The following is a 14,970-nucleotide window of genomic DNA, read 5'->3' on the forward strand; positions in this document are numbered from 1 at the left end:
GTCCTCAAAATGCTGAACGTGATGCGCGAGCAAACCAATCCTGTGCCGCAGCGGAGCAATTCGCTGCCCTACGATGTCGTCGCCCTGGTGCTGCAAGGCGGCGGCGCACTCGGCGCCTATCAGGCCGGAGTCTATGAAGGCCTGCACGAGGCCGGCATCCGGCCGAACTGGCTGGCCGGCATCTCGATCGGCGCGCTCAACGCCGCGATCATCGCGGGCTCGCCCGAAGGCGAGCGTGTTGGACGGTTGCGCGAGTTCTGGGAAACCATCTGCGCCTTTTCGATAGAGTGGCCCGCCGGCGAAGGGCTCGCCAACGCCCTGCCCTTTGCGTTCGACATCAACTCGGTACGCAACGCGATGGCGGCGGCGCGGGCCTTGATCCAGGGCCAGCCGGGCTTCTTCAAGCCACGCTTCCCCTCCCCGCTCTGGTCACCGTTCTCGGGCGACTCCGCGACCAGCTTTTACGATACGGCCCCCCTGCACCGGACGCTGGAACGGCTCGTCGACTTCGACCGGCTGAACTCGGGCGACGTGCGCGTCAGCGTCGGCGCGGTCAACGTCCGCACCGGCAACCTGACCTATTTCGACACCGCCGAGCGCCGGCTGGGACCGAAGCATTTCATGGCATCGGGTGCGTTGCCGCCGGGCTTCCCCGCCGTCGAGATCGAAGGCGAGCACTATTGGGATGGCGGCGTGGTTTCGAACACGCCTTTATCTCGCGTGCTGTCCGGCGAGCCGTGTGACACGCTGACGTTCCAGATCGATCTCTGGTCGGCCAAGGGCCACGTTCCCCACGACATGATGGAAGTGTCGAGCCGGCAGAAGGACATCCAGTATTCGAGCCGCACACGCGCCGTGACCGACCAGGTACTGCGGATGCAGAAGATGCGTCAGGCCTTGCAGCGCACGATCGCGAAATTGCCGGACGCCGCCAGGCACGATCCCGAGATCCGCGCTATCGCCGAGATGGCGCGCCACCGTTGCTACAACATCGTGCACCTGATCTATCAGACCAAGATCCACGAGGGCCATTCGAGGGATTACGAGTTCGGGCTGAGCGCGATGCGCGCTCACTGGCAGAGCGGACTGGACGATATCCGCCGCACGCTGGCCGATCCGCGCCGCCTGGACCCGCCGGCTCCCGAGCTCGGCATCGTCACCCACGACGTCCATCGCCGCGACTGAATCTCACCGCCCACCTCGTTTCGGAGAATACCATGTCTTCCATTTCCTATGCTCCCGAGCAGGGCGCCAAAGCCAACCTTCGGCCATCCGGGCAGGCGATCAAGCGGGCCGCCCTCGCCTTGGCACTGGCCCTGGGCGTCGTCGCCGCAGCCGAGTTTGGCCACCACTATCTCACCATCGGCCGCTATCTGGAGACCACGGACGACGCCTATGTGAAGGCGGATTCCACGATCATCTCACCGAAAGTGTCGGGCTATATTGCGCAGGTCCTGGTCGGCGACAACGAAACGGTGAAGGCCGGCCAGTTGCTGGCAAAGATCGACGATCGCGATTTCCGCGCCGCGCTCGACCAGGCCGGCGCCGACGTCGCCGCATCCGACGCCACTGTCCGCAATCTCGATGCACAGCTTGCCCTGCAGCAGCCGATCATCGAGCAAGGCACGGCCGATGTCGCTGCCGCCACGGCCAATCTGAAGTTCGCGCAGGAAGAGCAGGTCCGATACGACGGGCTGATGAAGACGGGCTCCGGCACGGTGCAGCGCGCGCAGCAGACCGATGCGGCACTGCGCGCCGCCGCCGCGCAATTGCAGCACGCCAAGTCGGGCCTGCTCGCGGCCGAGCGCAAGGTCGACGTGCTCTCCACCGAACGCGCCAGGGCAGTCGCGCAGCGCGACCGCGCCCGCGCGGTCGAGCAGCAGGCGGCATTGAACCTCTCCTACACCGGCATCATCGCGCCGGTCGACGGCACCGTCGGTGCGCGCTCGCTCCGGGTCGGGCAGTTCGTCCAGGCCGGTACGCAGCTGATGGCCGTCGTCCCGCTCGATGCCGTGTACATCGTCGCCAATTTCAAGGAAACCCAGCTCACCCATGTGCGCGGCGGCCAGCCCGTCGAGCTGACCATCGACAGCTTCCGCGGCACCAGACTGCACGGCCATGTCGACAGCCTGTCCCCTGCAAGCGGCCTGGAGTTTGCGCTGCTGCCGCCCGACAACGCGACCGGCAACTTCACCAAGATCGTACAGCGCATGCCGGTGAAAATCGTCCTCGACGACCGCAGCCTGACCGGCCTGCTCCGTCCCGGCATGTCGACCGAGCCGACCATCAATACCAAATCGGCGGCGATCGCCGAACGCGAAAACAAGAAGCGCCTCGCATCGCGCCGCCCCGAGCCTCGCAGTTGAATGAACACGCGTCCCTGGCGGTTGTCTCCTCGCGGACAGTCCGTTCAGGCCATGCTTCTCTCGCAAGCGACGAGCAGACAACCATGACCACACTGCAACCGGCCATCGATGCCGTGCCCGCCGGCGAAGGCGAGCGGCCCGTCACCACACCGGCCCCGGCGGTCTCCGCCAAGACCTGGATCGCCATCGCCGGCGCCACGCTCGGCGCCTTCATGGCGGTGCTCAACATCCAGATCGTCAACGCTTCGCTCGCTGACATCCAGGGCGCGATCGGGGCCGGTATCGATGACGGCGGCTGGATCTCGACCTCCTACCTGATCGCCGAGATCGTGGTGATCCCGCTGTCCGGCTGGCTCGCGCAGGCGTTCTCGATCCGCATCTATCTCCTGACCAATGCGACGTTGTTCCTGGTGTTCTCGGCGGCCTGCGCGCTGGCGCAAGACCTGTCGCAGATGATCGTGTTGCGCGCCGTGCAGGGCTTTACCGGTGGCGTGCTGATCCCGATGGCGTTCACGCTCATCATCACGCTGCTGCCAAAGGCGAAGCAGCCGATCGGGCTGGCGCTGTTTGCGATCTCCGCGACCTTTGCGCCCGCGATCGGGCCGACCATCGGCGGCTATCTCACCGAGAACTGGGGCTGGCGGTACATCTTCTATGTCAACCTGGTGCCGGGCGCGGTCATGATCGGCTTGCTGTTCGTCTCGCTCGAGTCGCAGCCGATGAAGCTGTCGCTGCTGCGCGAGGGCGATTGGGCCGGGATCGCCACCATGGCGATCGGCCTCGCCGCGCTGCAGACCGTGCTCGAGGAAGGCAACAAGGACGACTGGTTCGGCTCGCCGTTCATCGTCAAGCTGTCGATTGTCGCGGCGATCGCGCTGTCGGCCTTCCTGTGGATCGAGCTGGCGGAACGGAAGCCGCTGCTGAACCTCCGCCTCCTGGCGCGTCGCAATTTCGGCTTCGGTATCCTCGCCAATTTCCTGCTCGGCATCGCGCTCTACGGCTCGGTCTTCATCCTGCCCGTCTATCTATCGCGCATCCGGGGCTACAACGCCGAGCAGATCGGCATGGTGCTAGCGTGGACCGGGCTGCCGCAGCTGTTGCTGATCCCGCTGGTGCCGCAGCTGTTACGGCGCTTCGACGCGCGGCTCATCATCGGTGTCGGCTTTGCGCTGTTCGCAGCCTCCAACTTCATGAACATCTCGATGACCAACGACTACGCCACCGACCAGCTCTTCTGGCCGAACGTCGTCCGCGCCTTCGGTCAGGCACTGGTGTTCGCTCCGCTGTCGGCTGTCGCGACATCGGGCATCGAGGCGGAGAACGCGGGTTCGGCCTCGGGCCTGTTCAACATGATGCGCAACCTCGGCGGCGCCGTCGGCATCGCGCTGCTGCAGACGCTGCTCACCAAGCGCGAGCAATATCACTCCAACGTGCTGACGCAGTCGGTCTCGCTGCTGGAGCAGGCCACGCAAGCCAGGCTCGAGAAGCTGACGCAGTATTTCATGAACCACGGCGTGACCGATCGCATCGACGCCACCCACCGCGCCTATGTCGCGATTGGCAAGATCGTGCAGAAGCAGGCCTTCATCCTGGCTTTCGGCGACATGTTCTACCTGCTCGGTGTCGCGCTGATCGTCGCACTCGCCGCCTCCATGATGCTGAAGAAGCCCGGCCAGATCGAGGCCGGCGGCACCCACTAGTCCCCCACCCCACCTGACGTCGAAAGGAACTGCCATGTTGAAGGATAAGGTCGCTGTCGTCACCGGATCGACCAGCGGTATCGGGCTCGGAATCGCCAGAGAGTTGGCCAGGCTCCGCGTCAACCTCGTGTTGAACGGCTTCGGCGACCCCGGCGAGATCGAAGCCATCCGCAGCGGGATCGAGCGCGAGCACGGCGTGCGCGTGGTCTACGACGGCGCCGATATGTCGAAGGGCGATGCCGTGCGCCGATTGATCGCCGCGACAATCGAGACGTTCGGACGCCTCGATATCCTCGTGAACAATGCCGGCATCCAGTTCACCGCGCCGGTGGAAGAATTTCCGTCGGCCAAGTGGCATGCGATCCTGGACATCAACCTGTCGGCCGCGTTTCACGGCATCGCGGCAGCAGTGCCCCAGATGAAGAAGCAGCGCTGGGGCCGGATCGTCAACATCGCCTCCACCCACGGCCTCGTCGCATCGACACACAAGGCCGCCTACGTCGCCGCCAAGCACGGGTTGATCGGCCTGACCAAGGTGGTTGGCCTGGAGACCGCCGGCAGCGGCGTGACCTGCAACGCAGTCTGTCCCGGCTGGGTGCGGACGCCCTTGGTCGAAAAGCAGATCAGCGACATCGCCGCACAGAAGAACATCAGCCAAAAGGACGCCGCCACGACACTCCTGGGCGAGAAACAACCGTCGTCCGAGTTCGTCTCTCCGGAGCAGCTTGGAGGCACCGTGGCCTTCCTGTGCTCGCCCGCGGCGGACCAGATCACGGGCACCGCGATCGCGGTCGATGGCGGATGGACGGCACAGTAGCCGGCGGTCAGTGAGCGGCCCATGCGAACGGCCAGCATCGGAGTAGCCAAAGATGTCCCTGCTCGCCAGAGACCTCCTCATGCTGCAAAGGTCCGCGGATTCAGCGGATGACGCAACGGAGCTGTCGCGCCTGGAGGCGCGACTGCCACCGTTGCTCAGCGTCATCGCCGGAATGGTCGACTTCACCGGCTTCTTCACGCTGGGTCATATCTTCACGGCTCACGTGACCGGCAACATCGTGCTGGCCGCCGTCGTTGCCGTCGATGGCGGCTCGTTTCATTGGGCACAGCTGTTGGCGATTCCCGTTTTCATGTTGACCTTGGCGACCGTCTGGCTGATCGCCCAAGCTTCCGGCCGGCACGGTTCGAGCCTGGCGCGACTGTTGCTTCGGGTTCAGTTCCTCGTGCTGGCCGCGTTGTTGATCTTCAGCGTCATCACAAGGCCGTCTGCCGATGCGGCTGGATCCCGGGCCGGCGCGGCCGCGATGATCGCCGTGTCGGCCATGGCCTGCCAGTACGCGCTCCTTCGCCTCGCTCTGCCGGGCGCGATCTCGACCGCGGTGATGACCGGCAATCTGGCCAATGCCGTCTTGTCGGCGATGGACCTGCTCGCTCCACGCACCCCTCTGCTGCCGCATGATTCAACGCCGCTGGGTCGCTCGCTCCATCGTTTGCTCGGCTTCATCTTCGGCTGTGTCGCCGCCGCGGCGGCTGTTTCAGTGCTGGGAGACTGGGCCTGGTCCCTTCCGGCAGCCTTGTCTGCCGTCGCGGTCGCGGTGCGTTAACGGGTCTGACTCAATATGCATACCGCAGCCGAAGCGCGGCATGATCGACCATCGACCTGTGGCTTAATCGGCAATCCTGCCATCCACGCACGTAACGCAAGCGCCGCCAACGCTGATCTCGCCGTCTGCCTCGATCGCCAAGGCGATGCGGCCATCGCGCCCGACGCAGCGCCCCTGCGCCGCCGTGTAGCTCGTCCCGGCCTTGAGGAGACCGCGGTCGCGATGGAACACGGCGATGGCACCGTTTCCACTGCCGCATACCGGGTCCTCCTCGACGCCGCATGATGGTGCAAAAGAACGCACCTCGATAGCCGCCTCGCCATCAGCGTGACGGCCAAAAAGCGAGAGCCCGGTCACACCGAGCCGCTTCTCGAAGGCAGCCGAGCGCCGGAAGTCCGGGGTCAGCGCGAGCACACTGTCCGCGTCGGCAAGTTGCGCGACGACCCAGACGGCCCCGACATCCACGATCGCTGGAGCCACCTCGCGAACGATCCGATGCCCGATGACTGCCTCCAATTCGTCGACGTCTGCGGCTGAAAGAGCCGTGACCTTCGCCGGCGGCAACGCAAGCGTCAGACGCCGCTCCGCGCCGTCGCCCTCCACGGCAATCCGCACCAGCCCGACACCGCATTCCTGGACGAGACGACCGCCCCGGGGCATCACGCGGCCCGCCTCCAACACCGCATGGGCGCTGCCGAGCGTCGGATGCCCGGCAAACGGCAGTTCGCTGCGGGGGGTAAAAATGCGCAGGCGGTAGTCCGCCTCGGAACTCGTGGGCGGCAAGAGAAATGTCGTTTCCGACAGGTTCGTCCAGCGGGCAATTGCCTGCATTTCGGCCGTCGCCAGCCCCTCAGCATCAAGGACGACTGCGACGGGGTTTCCCAGGAAGGGTTTGGAGGAGAAGGCGTCGACGACTTTGTAGGCTCTCATGACTCTCGCTCTGCGGTTTGCCATCGCAGTGTTAACGCTTGACCTGCCCCGCTTGTAAAGGGCTCGAGGCTATCGCGCGATAACCGTGACGATGGTTCGGCAGAAATCGAAAATGAACCGGCCATAGAGAGCGCCGGATCCCGGATCTGACGATGCCAGGCGATAGGAGTTGCCGAGAGCACGGGCGATCTCCAGCACGCCCGTGACTTCATGCTGCGTCATCGCCAGGTGAATGCCGGCCAGCGGCAGCATCAGGGCCTCAATGCCAACACTGCTCATGACGGCCCAACTTCGGCGCGAGGCAGCGGCAGGATTTGCGCAAGGTAGGCGCTCCTCCATTGATAAGGCGTATCGCCGGCGAAACGCTTGAATACCGTCGTGAAATGCGCCTGGGTCTGGAATCCGACGGTCAAGGCAACGTCGACCAGCGAGACGTCGGCGCGCCTCAGCAGTTCCTGGGCGCGTTCGATCCGCCGCTTCAGCAGAAAGTCGTGTGGCCGCATGCCGACGGCCGCGCGGAACTGCGCGGCAAAGTGCATGCGGCTGAGGCCGGCGACCGCCGCCAGATGCTGCAAGGTGATCTTGCCAGCCAAATTCTCGTCGACATATTGCAGCACGCGCTTGAGGCGCCATTTCTGTAACGACCGCACAGACCGGCACCGCTCGTCGGCCTGATCGGTCTCGTTGCGCGCGACGGCCGTCGGCCGGCTGGCTCTGCGGGTCAGGATGGCAAGACGCAAGGCGTCCGCAAGGATGGCGGAGTGAGGATGATGGGCCGCTTCGGTTGCCGCGAGCGCATCGGAGAGGCTTCGCATCACCGGGTCCGGGAACTCGCCTGCACCGGCCTCCCGATCGGTCTCGACCGAGGCACGCGCGAGGCGTTTCGCCGATACCCTGAAGCTGGGCCCGTCGCCGGCGCATCTCCGCACGCCCGGCGGGGGCGTCTCGATGGCCAGGGCAACATCGAGGTGAACGAGGGACAGCGTCATCGCCTTTTCGCCGGCGCGATCCGGACGTTCCGCAAGCCCGGACTGGCAACCATCGATGGCGGAGACGCCGATCGAGCCGACGACATGATCCTTCGCGCCTAGCGGGTGTGACATCTGTAGCGACATCGTCGAACTCCTTGTCCCATTTTCGATCCGGCGAGACCCAATGGCTCGTCCGAATGTGGGAGCAGAGTAGTTCGGCGGTCCCCGCGCTCCATTCTACGCGCGGGTGCACCGGATAGGTTCTCGGGTTGATCGCGTCATACCTAGGTATGACCGCGGCGTCGCCGGCCGCACGGGCGTCCCGTTCGCCGCGATGGCGGAACTGATCTCGCCCTGCGGTAAGTTGACGCGCTCGCCAATGGTCGGAAACTCACGCAAAACCCCGTTTTTGCCGGGGAATGTGCCTCATCGGCACGCGCGCGGGATCAAACCGCGGCAACGTCTTTCAAGAGAGCACGAAAATCATGTTGCCGCATGTTGTCGGCCCGATCAAATCGCGGCATCAACGTGACCGAAAATGAGCAGAGCGACCACCAGCGACGATGACCAGTCTTGATCGGGCCACGGGTTCATCGATGAGCCGCGCCGGCTTGCGCTTCTGGTCTGCCGTCCTCGCTTTCGCGGTTTTCCTGGTCGATGTGCTGACGCCGCTCGAGGGCGCGGTCGCGGTTCTCTACGTGGTTGCGATCCTGCTCGCGGCGAGGACGCACCGGCTTAACGACATCATCGCCGCCGCTGTCGGCTGCAGCGTCCTGACCATAACCGCCTATCTACTGTCGCACGATCTGGAGGCGATCGCCTCGCCTGCCCTTCGTGCGCTGGTGAGCCTCGCAGCCATCGGAATCACGACCTTGCTGGCGCTCCAGAATCAGGCGGCGACGAAGCGCCTCGCGGCGCAGGCGCGCCTGCTCAATCTCTCGCATGACATGATCTTCGTCAGGGATCGCGGCGGCGTGATCAGTTTCTGGAACAGGGCCGCGGAACAGGCCTACGGCTGGTCGGCCGACGAGGCGGTCGGGCAACTCGCCGACGCGCTGCTGAGAACCAAATATCCCGACCGGCGAGAGGCCATCGAGGCCGGCCTGCTCGACATCGGCCGATGGGAAGGCAGGCTGGAGCAGCGGACGAAGGCCGGCGGCGCACTCACCGTCGATGCAAGATGGGCGCTCCAGCACGACCATCTCGGCAAACCCGTTGGAGTCCTTGAAACCCACACCGACGTCACGGACCGCGTCGCGGCACATAACGCGCTGGTGCAGAGCGAGCAGCGATACCGCCGGATGTTCGACGCAAGCCGGGTCGGCGTCGTCGAGGAGGATTGGAGCGCAGTGCGGACCGCGCTGAATTCGCTGGAGACCGGAGGCGCCACGTTGCGGGACTACCTTGCACGAAATCCTGAATTCGTGCGGCATGCCCGCCAGCTCACCAGAATCTCCGACGTCAATCCGGCCCTCCAGAAGATGGCGGGAGCAAGCGGCTCTGCGGCCTTCATCGCGAACGTGGACAGGCTTCTGGGGGAGAACGACCGCAGTTTCCTCGGCGCGCTGGTCGCATTCGCGGAAGGAGAGCGGTTCCACGAAGGCGAGACCGATCTCGTGAGCCTCGACGGACGCAAGGTTCCCGTCCTGTTTACGATCACCTTTCCGGCTGAGCCCGACGGAGATCGCAACGTGCTCGCCTTCGTCATCGACATCACCGAACGCAAGCAGGCACAGGATGCGCTGCTCGCGGCGCAGGCGGAGCTGGCGCATGCCGCGCGCGTCGCCACCCTCGGCGAGCTCAGCGCGTCCATTGCCCACGAGGTGAATCAGCCTCTGGCAGCGATCGTCACCAGCGGCGAGGCCGGCTTGCGGTGGCTGCGCCGCGACGTGCCCGATCTCAAGGAAGTTGCGACGACGATCGGTCACGTCGTTGCTCAGGGCCGCCGCGCCAGCGAGATCGTGACCCGCATCCGGACTTTCCTGAAGAAGGCCCCTACCCAGCAGGATCTGCTGCAGATCGACGAGATCATCGAGGAAGCGACCCTCCTGGTCGCGCGCGAGCTCGTCAAGGACGACGTCACCCTCATCGTCAAGACGGAGCATGGCCTGCCGCCGGTTCGCGGCGACCGGATCCAGCTTCAGCAGGTCCTGGTCAATCTTCTGATCAATGCCGGCCAGGCCATGTCAGGCCGGCCGGGTTCCCGCACCGTCACGTTGCGCGCCGGAACCGTCGATGGTGAAAATCTCGCCATCACGGTCGAGGACAGCGGCCCGGGCATCCAGCCTGACGACCTGCCGCACCTGTTTGATCCGTTCTTCACCACCAAGGGAGGCGGCATGGGCATGGGACTTGCGATCTGCCGAACGACGGTGGAAGCTCACGGCGGCCGATTGTCCGTGGAGAGCTCTCCGGGCTCGGGCGCGACATTCCACCTGACACTGCCATTTAGCCAAGAACACGCCTTGCCATGACACGACCAAACCAAGTGCAACCGCCGGCCCAATCCTCCAGTGCAGTCGTCATCATCGTTGATGACGACGCGAGCATTCGTGCCTCGCTCGACAGCCTGTTCCGATCCGTCGGCCTCGAGACACGCCTGTTCGGCTCACCGGCCGAGCTGCTTGGCGGCGTCATGCCCGACAAACCGGCCTGCATCGTGCTGGACGTCCGGCTCCCGGGCGTGAGCGGCCTCGATCTCCAGGGGCAACTGACCCGCCAGGGCATCAGATATCCGATCATCTTCATGACCGGTCATGGGGACATTCCAATGTCGGTGCGCGCCATGAAGGCTGGCGCCGTGGATTTCCTGTCCAAGCCGTTTCGCGATCAGGACATGCTCGACGCCGTGACGGCAGCGCTCGAGCGCGATGCGCAGCGCCGCGCGGAAGCCGCGACGAAGGAGGATATCCGCATCCAATATGAGAGCCTGACGGCGCGCGAGCGCGAGGTGATGGGCCATGTGACCGCCGGCTTGATGAACAAGCAGGTGGCAGGCCTGATCGGCCTCAGCGAGATCACCGTCAAGATCCACCGCGGCAACGTCATGCGCAAGATGGAGGTCCGCTCGCTGGCCGACCTCGTTCGCAAGGCCGAAGCGCTCGGGATTTCCCAGAACCGAAAGACTACGGACCAAACCTGAGTATAATTCCGGCGGGACTGCCGCACGGTGCATAAGGCCCCATCGGCCGCCCAATGGGAGATATCCTCCCTGCGGAACACAGCGGTCAGGATGTGTGCCAATGGCCAAAACCCCGGTGATTGCGATCGTGGACGACGACGAAGGCGTGCGCGCGTCGCTGGCGAGCCTCGTGCGTTCGCTCGGCTATGAAGCCCACGCCTACGAGTCCGGCGTCGCCTTCCTGCGGGAACCGGCGGGAGAAGATCCGGCCTGCATGATCGCCGACGTTCAGATGCCGGTCATTACCGGCGATGAATTGCAGGCGCGCCTGGTTGCCTCCGGCCGCCATTTCCCGATCATTTTCATGACCGCTTTCCCCAGCGAACCCGTGCGCCAGCGCGTCATGGCGGCTGGCGCGCATTGCTATCTCGGCAAGCCGTCCAGCGGCGACGAGATCATCCGCCGCCTCGAAGAGGCCCTGGCGGGCCACGCGCCGCAATAGTCGGGCCCCCGGCTCGGGCAAACTGCGCCTTCCCGGCGTGCGTTCCCGAAAGCAGGTTGATGGACCGAAAATACCGCCGGCACAGCTCATGCTCCCCTTTGATTTCGCGACGCCGGCAGGCCGCACGCTTTGCCGCGCATGGAGGGAGCATAATTGCCAGGGGACGCCACCAGCGCTGCCGACGACATCCGCCCGCGGGTCTTCGCCGGCTTTCCGGTGAGTTCCTGGGCATTCGCGCTGCGCGTCCTGCTGGCAATGCTCCTCGCACTCTATGTGAGCTTCTGGCTCGAACTCGAATCCCCCTCGTCGGCAGCCGTCACCGTGGCAATCCTGGCGCTGCCCACGCGCGCGCAGGGCATGGAAAAGGCGGGCTATCGGCTGCTCGCAACCGCCATCGGCGTGATCGCATCGATCGCCATCGCCGGCACCTTTTCCCAAACCGGCGCGCTTCTGCCCGCAGTGTTGGGGATCTGGGTCGGACTTTGCGTCTACGTCGCCGGGATGCTGGACGGCAATCGCGCTTATGCGGCGGCTCTCAGCTGCATCACCGTTGCCCTGATTGCCATTCAGCAGATCGACAGCCCGTTGCAGGTGTTTCCGACCGGCGTCGCCCGGGGCGCCGCCATCGCCATCGGCGTCCTCGCAGTCGCTCTGGTCAACGAGGTGCTCGCCGCGCCTGACTATCATCCGGTTCTGGCGAGCCGTCTCGAAACACTGCATCGCCGGGTCACGGAGTTCGCGCAACGCGCCGTCCGCGGTGAAGCTTCATCCGCGACCGCTGCTGCGGACATGTTGCGCGATGTCGCGGCCCTGCATCCGGAGATCGCGAGCCTCGTCACGGAGTCGATCAGCGGCCCGGCCAGAACCGCAGCCGCACGCTCCGCGATGGTGGGCCTCGTGAGCGAGCTCGCGCACGCCCGTACGCTTGCCGCGCTGCCGGCCGCATCCGCGACGTCCCGGGACGACCGAAACCCCGACGCCTCCGGCCTGATCGCGATCTGCCGGACCCATCTGCGCGATCAGATCATCCGCAGGAATGCAGACGTGCGCGACAGCCTCGAGGCGCTGCGGGCCGGAAACCATCCACTCCGGCAATGGCGCGCGCCGCTTTACCGCTCGCCTCGCATTGCAGCGGCAGCCGGCGTCAGGGCCGCGATCCACTTCATCCTCATTGCAATCATCTTCGTGATGGCGGGATGGCCGACCACCGCGCTCTGCCTCTCGCTTGCCGCAGTGATCATCGGCCTCAGCGCGACGGCTCCGGATCCGCGCGCCTTCACGACACTGGCGGTTTTTGCCATGCCGATCGCATGCCTGCTCGCCGGCGTCCTGAAATACCTCGTCTTCAACGGCGTATCCGAGTTCCAACTGCTGGCGATCGGCCTTGCGCCTCTCGTGATCGGCGCAGCGCTGCTGATCACGCGGCCGAGCGGCGTCCTGCCGCCGCTCGGCCGGCTCTCCCTCGTGTTCACGCTTGTCATTCTCGCACCGAGCAATCCGCAGAGCTACGACCCCGACGTATTCCTTGTGACGTGTCTGTTTGCCCAGCTTTCCTCGGTTCTGGTCTTCGCGGCGCAGCTCCTGCTGCCGTCCTTGTCCGGCGAACGAAGGATCCGGCTGCTGCTGGACGAGGCCCATCGCGAGCTGAGCCGCCTCGATTCCGGGCGAGCCCGGCATCTCGCGCCGGAGGAAGCCGCGTTTCGCGATGCCGCCCGGATCGAGCAGATCCTGACGACGAACGGCGCCACGGCACCTCCCCCTCGGGTCGTCGCGGAAGCGCTGCGCTGCTTCGACGAGGCCGTGGTGCTGCGACGGTGCCATGCCGAACTGGACCGCCTGGCCGAGACCTCACTCGGCAACGCGGTGCGCGCCGCGCGAGCCGCGCTCACCCTACGCGATGGAGGCGCAATCCTGACTGCCGCCGAGGCGCTGCGCCAGACGGCTGCCCAAAGCAACCTGTCCGTCGAGCCGGTGCTCGCCGCGCTCGTTCCGGCCAGCATCGTCCTCGAACCATGGCGGAGTTTCGCCGGTTCCGGCCAGGGGACGCATCCGTGACGAATACTTATCGTGAACTCGTCGTGGGCGGCGTGCTGATCGCCCCGATCGTGTCCTATGCGGCCACGGCGCTGCTCGCATTCCTGCTGCTCCGCCCGGTGCTGCGCTTCGTGGGATTTACAAGAATCTTCAGCAACCCGTCGCTGGCCGAGCTCTGCCTCTACGTGTCGATCTTCGGCCTGCTCGCGCTCTTTTGCTAGGGAGAAAGTCATGGACGCGGCTCTGCCTCGAGATGCGGCCTTTCCGCCCCACCCCGAATCTTCAGCCGAAGCATGGGCGGACGCAGCCGACGCCGTCGCGTGTTCCAGCCCGACGGAGGCCGCGGCGCACGCGACCAGCGACCGCGCCGCGAACGATGGCGAAGCTTCCCGTCAGGCGACGCTATTGACGCGCTCGCTGCGCAAGGCCGCCGGGCGTTCCATGGCCGGCGTCGGCAAGCATTTTGCCACCCTTGCCATCGCCCTGGTCGCCATCCTGATATCGGTTGCAACCTGGCAGCACTATGTCACCGCGCCCTGGACGCGCAATGGCAGCGTGCGCGTGCAGGTCGCCAATGTCGCGCCGCAGATCGCAGGCAAAATCGTGGAGCTGCGGGTGGCCGACAACCAGTTCGTCCACAAGGGTGACGTGCTTTACGTCATCGATCCCTTCGACTTCGACGTAGCCGTCCGCATCGGCAAGGCCCTCGTCGACCAGCGGGCGGCGGACCTGGAGGTGAAGCAGGCCGAGTCCGACCGGCGCCGGCGTCTGTCCGACCTCGCGACGACGCCAGAGGAGCAGCAGATCTTCGCCGGCAACGCCTCGCAGGCGAAGGCCGCCTACGCAGCGGCCGCTCACCAGCTTGCACAGGCGGAATTGAACTTGAAGCGCACCAATGTGCTCAGCCCCGTCGACGGCTATGTCACCAATCTCCTGCTACGCGTCGGCGACTATGCGCTGACCGGCGTCACCAACGTCTCCATCATCGATTCCAACAGCTTCTGGATCGACGGTTATTTCGAGGAAACCAAGATGGCGCATGTCTGCGTCGGCGATCGCGTCGAGGCACAGCTCATCGGTTACTCCAAGCCGATCCTGGGACATGTGAAAACCGTGACCCGCGGCATCAGCCCGTCAAACGCCGCGGCGGGCACGCAAGGTCTGCCCAACGTGGACCCGATCTACACCTGGGTGCGGCTTGCACAGCGCATACCGGTTCGGGTCGCCATCGACACGGTGCCGCCGGGCGTGCCGTTGGTCTCCGGCATGACGGCCACGGTGACGATCCGGCAGCCCAATGCGGTCGATCGCCAGACCTGGCCTCATCGGCTCCGCACGACCTTCGTGGACCCAATGTTTGATGTGTTCGGCGCAGGAGATCCGCCGCGCCCCAACTGCCTCCAATCCCCATCCCAGCAGCCTCCCGAGGTGACGGCGCTTCCCTACGCGCGGGTGCCCGCAATTCCGCCGGCGGAGAAGATCGCGCCCGGACTCACCCCCGGCATCGATGCCTCGCCACGCCTTCCCTGAATCCGGTCAGATCGCCCGACCTGAAGAGAGCTGCATCGCGCCGCAACATCGGAACTCACAGCGCAGGCCTTTGATTCTTCTTGCTTAATTCGGAATTTCGCGACGTTCCGACGCACCTGCAGCTTTCGCAAAATCTAACACGATTTCAGCAACGCTAACGGGCCTTGTGGCGGCATCAGACATATCGTTCGAGCGTCAACCAATGGCATTCAGCA

14 protein-coding genes are annotated in these 14,970 nt (G+C 65.3%); 11 read left to right on the plus strand and 3 right to left on the minus strand.

The genetic code is table 11. The features are described 5' to 3' along the window. The first annotated feature begins 9 nt into the window (after positions 1 to 9). The 5 genes from AB7531_RS29490 (at position 10) to AB7531_RS29510 (ending at position 5,667) form a co-directional block, all read left to right on the plus strand. Complete coding sequence (locus AB7531_RS29490; protein ID WP_354095260.1) at positions 10 to 1,185, plus strand: patatin-like phospholipase family protein; 1,176 nt, start codon at positions 10 to 12, stop codon at positions 1,183 to 1,185. Positions 1,186 to 1,217: 32 nt separating this feature from the next. Further along, positions 1,218 to 2,366, plus strand: coding sequence for an HlyD family secretion protein (locus AB7531_RS29495; protein WP_063984258.1), 1,149 nt, complete (start codon positions 1,218 to 1,220; stop codon positions 2,364 to 2,366). Between the two features lie 83 nt (positions 2,367 to 2,449). Beyond that, on the plus strand, positions 2,450 to 4,066 hold the full coding sequence (locus tag AB7531_RS29500) for an MDR family MFS transporter (RefSeq protein ID WP_063984259.1): 1,617 nt from the start codon (positions 2,450 to 2,452) through the stop codon (positions 4,064 to 4,066). Between the two features lie 34 nt (positions 4,067 to 4,100). After that, a complete protein-coding gene (locus tag AB7531_RS29505; protein WP_063984260.1) occupies positions 4,101 to 4,883 on the plus strand; it encodes a 3-hydroxybutyrate dehydrogenase in 783 nt (260 codons plus the stop codon). 79 nt (positions 4,884 to 4,962) lie between these two features. After that, positions 4,963 to 5,667: a YoaK family protein gene (locus AB7531_RS29510; RefSeq protein WP_063984261.1), complete on the plus strand. Its 705-nt coding sequence runs from the start codon at positions 4,963 to 4,965 to the stop codon at positions 5,665 to 5,667. 63 nt (positions 5,668 to 5,730) lie between these two features. On the opposite strand, the gene AB7531_RS29515 is transcribed toward AB7531_RS29510, so the two are convergent. From AB7531_RS29515 to AB7531_RS29525, 3 genes are all read right to left on the minus strand, one after another. Beyond that, a complete protein-coding gene (locus AB7531_RS29515; protein WP_063984262.1) occupies positions 5,731 to 6,597 on the minus strand; it encodes a PhzF family phenazine biosynthesis protein in 867 nt (288 codons plus the stop codon). Positions 6,598 to 6,666: 69 nt separating this feature from the next. Then, positions 6,667 to 6,876: a hypothetical protein gene (locus tag AB7531_RS29520; protein ID WP_063984263.1), complete on the minus strand. Its 210-nt coding sequence runs from the start codon at positions 6,874 to 6,876 to the stop codon at positions 6,667 to 6,669. Further along, positions 6,873 to 7,712 (minus strand): helix-turn-helix domain-containing protein, encoded by an 840-nt coding sequence (locus tag AB7531_RS29525; protein ID WP_063984264.1) that lies wholly within the window; start codon positions 7,710 to 7,712, stop codon positions 6,873 to 6,875. The genes AB7531_RS29520 and AB7531_RS29525 overlap by 4 nt, the downstream gene beginning before the upstream one ends. 452 nt (positions 7,713 to 8,164) lie before the next feature. Here AB7531_RS29525 and AB7531_RS29530 point away from each other — a divergent pair, with 452 nt between their 5' ends. From AB7531_RS29530 to AB7531_RS29555, 6 genes are all read left to right on the plus strand, one after another. Beyond that, complete coding sequence (locus AB7531_RS29530) at positions 8,165 to 10,042, plus strand: PAS domain-containing sensor histidine kinase (protein WP_231144517.1); 1,878 nt, start codon at positions 8,165 to 8,167, stop codon at positions 10,040 to 10,042. Next, positions 10,039 to 10,710 carry a response regulator transcription factor gene (locus tag AB7531_RS29535; protein ID WP_063984266.1) on the plus strand — a complete coding sequence of 224 codons (672 nt, stop codon included), beginning with the start codon at positions 10,039 to 10,041 and terminating at the stop codon, positions 10,708 to 10,710. The genes AB7531_RS29530 and AB7531_RS29535 overlap by 4 nt, the downstream gene beginning before the upstream one ends. A gap of 100 nt (positions 10,711 to 10,810) precedes the next feature. Then, positions 10,811 to 11,191: a response regulator transcription factor gene (locus AB7531_RS29540; protein WP_038955794.1), complete on the plus strand. Its 381-nt coding sequence runs from the start codon at positions 10,811 to 10,813 to the stop codon at positions 11,189 to 11,191. 153 nt (positions 11,192 to 11,344) lie between these two features. Continuing rightward, positions 11,345 to 13,246: an FUSC family protein gene (locus AB7531_RS29545; protein WP_063984267.1), complete on the plus strand. Its 1,902-nt coding sequence runs from the start codon at positions 11,345 to 11,347 to the stop codon at positions 13,244 to 13,246. After that, positions 13,243 to 13,446 (plus strand): DUF1656 domain-containing protein, encoded by a 204-nt coding sequence (locus AB7531_RS29550; protein ID WP_028155834.1) that lies wholly within the window; start codon positions 13,243 to 13,245, stop codon positions 13,444 to 13,446. Before AB7531_RS29545 ends, AB7531_RS29550 begins: the two co-directional genes overlap by 4 nt. A gap of 10 nt (positions 13,447 to 13,456) precedes the next feature. Then, positions 13,457 to 14,755 (plus strand): biotin/lipoyl-binding protein, encoded by a 1,299-nt coding sequence (locus AB7531_RS29555; protein WP_063984268.1) that lies wholly within the window; start codon positions 13,457 to 13,459, stop codon positions 14,753 to 14,755. Positions 14,756 to 14,970 lie beyond the last annotated feature (215 nt).

It is taken from the genome of Bradyrhizobium sp. 63_E2_N1_3 (assembly GCF_052076005.1).
Taxonomy (GTDB): Bacteria; Pseudomonadota; Alphaproteobacteria; order Rhizobiales; family Xanthobacteraceae; genus Bradyrhizobium; species Bradyrhizobium barranii.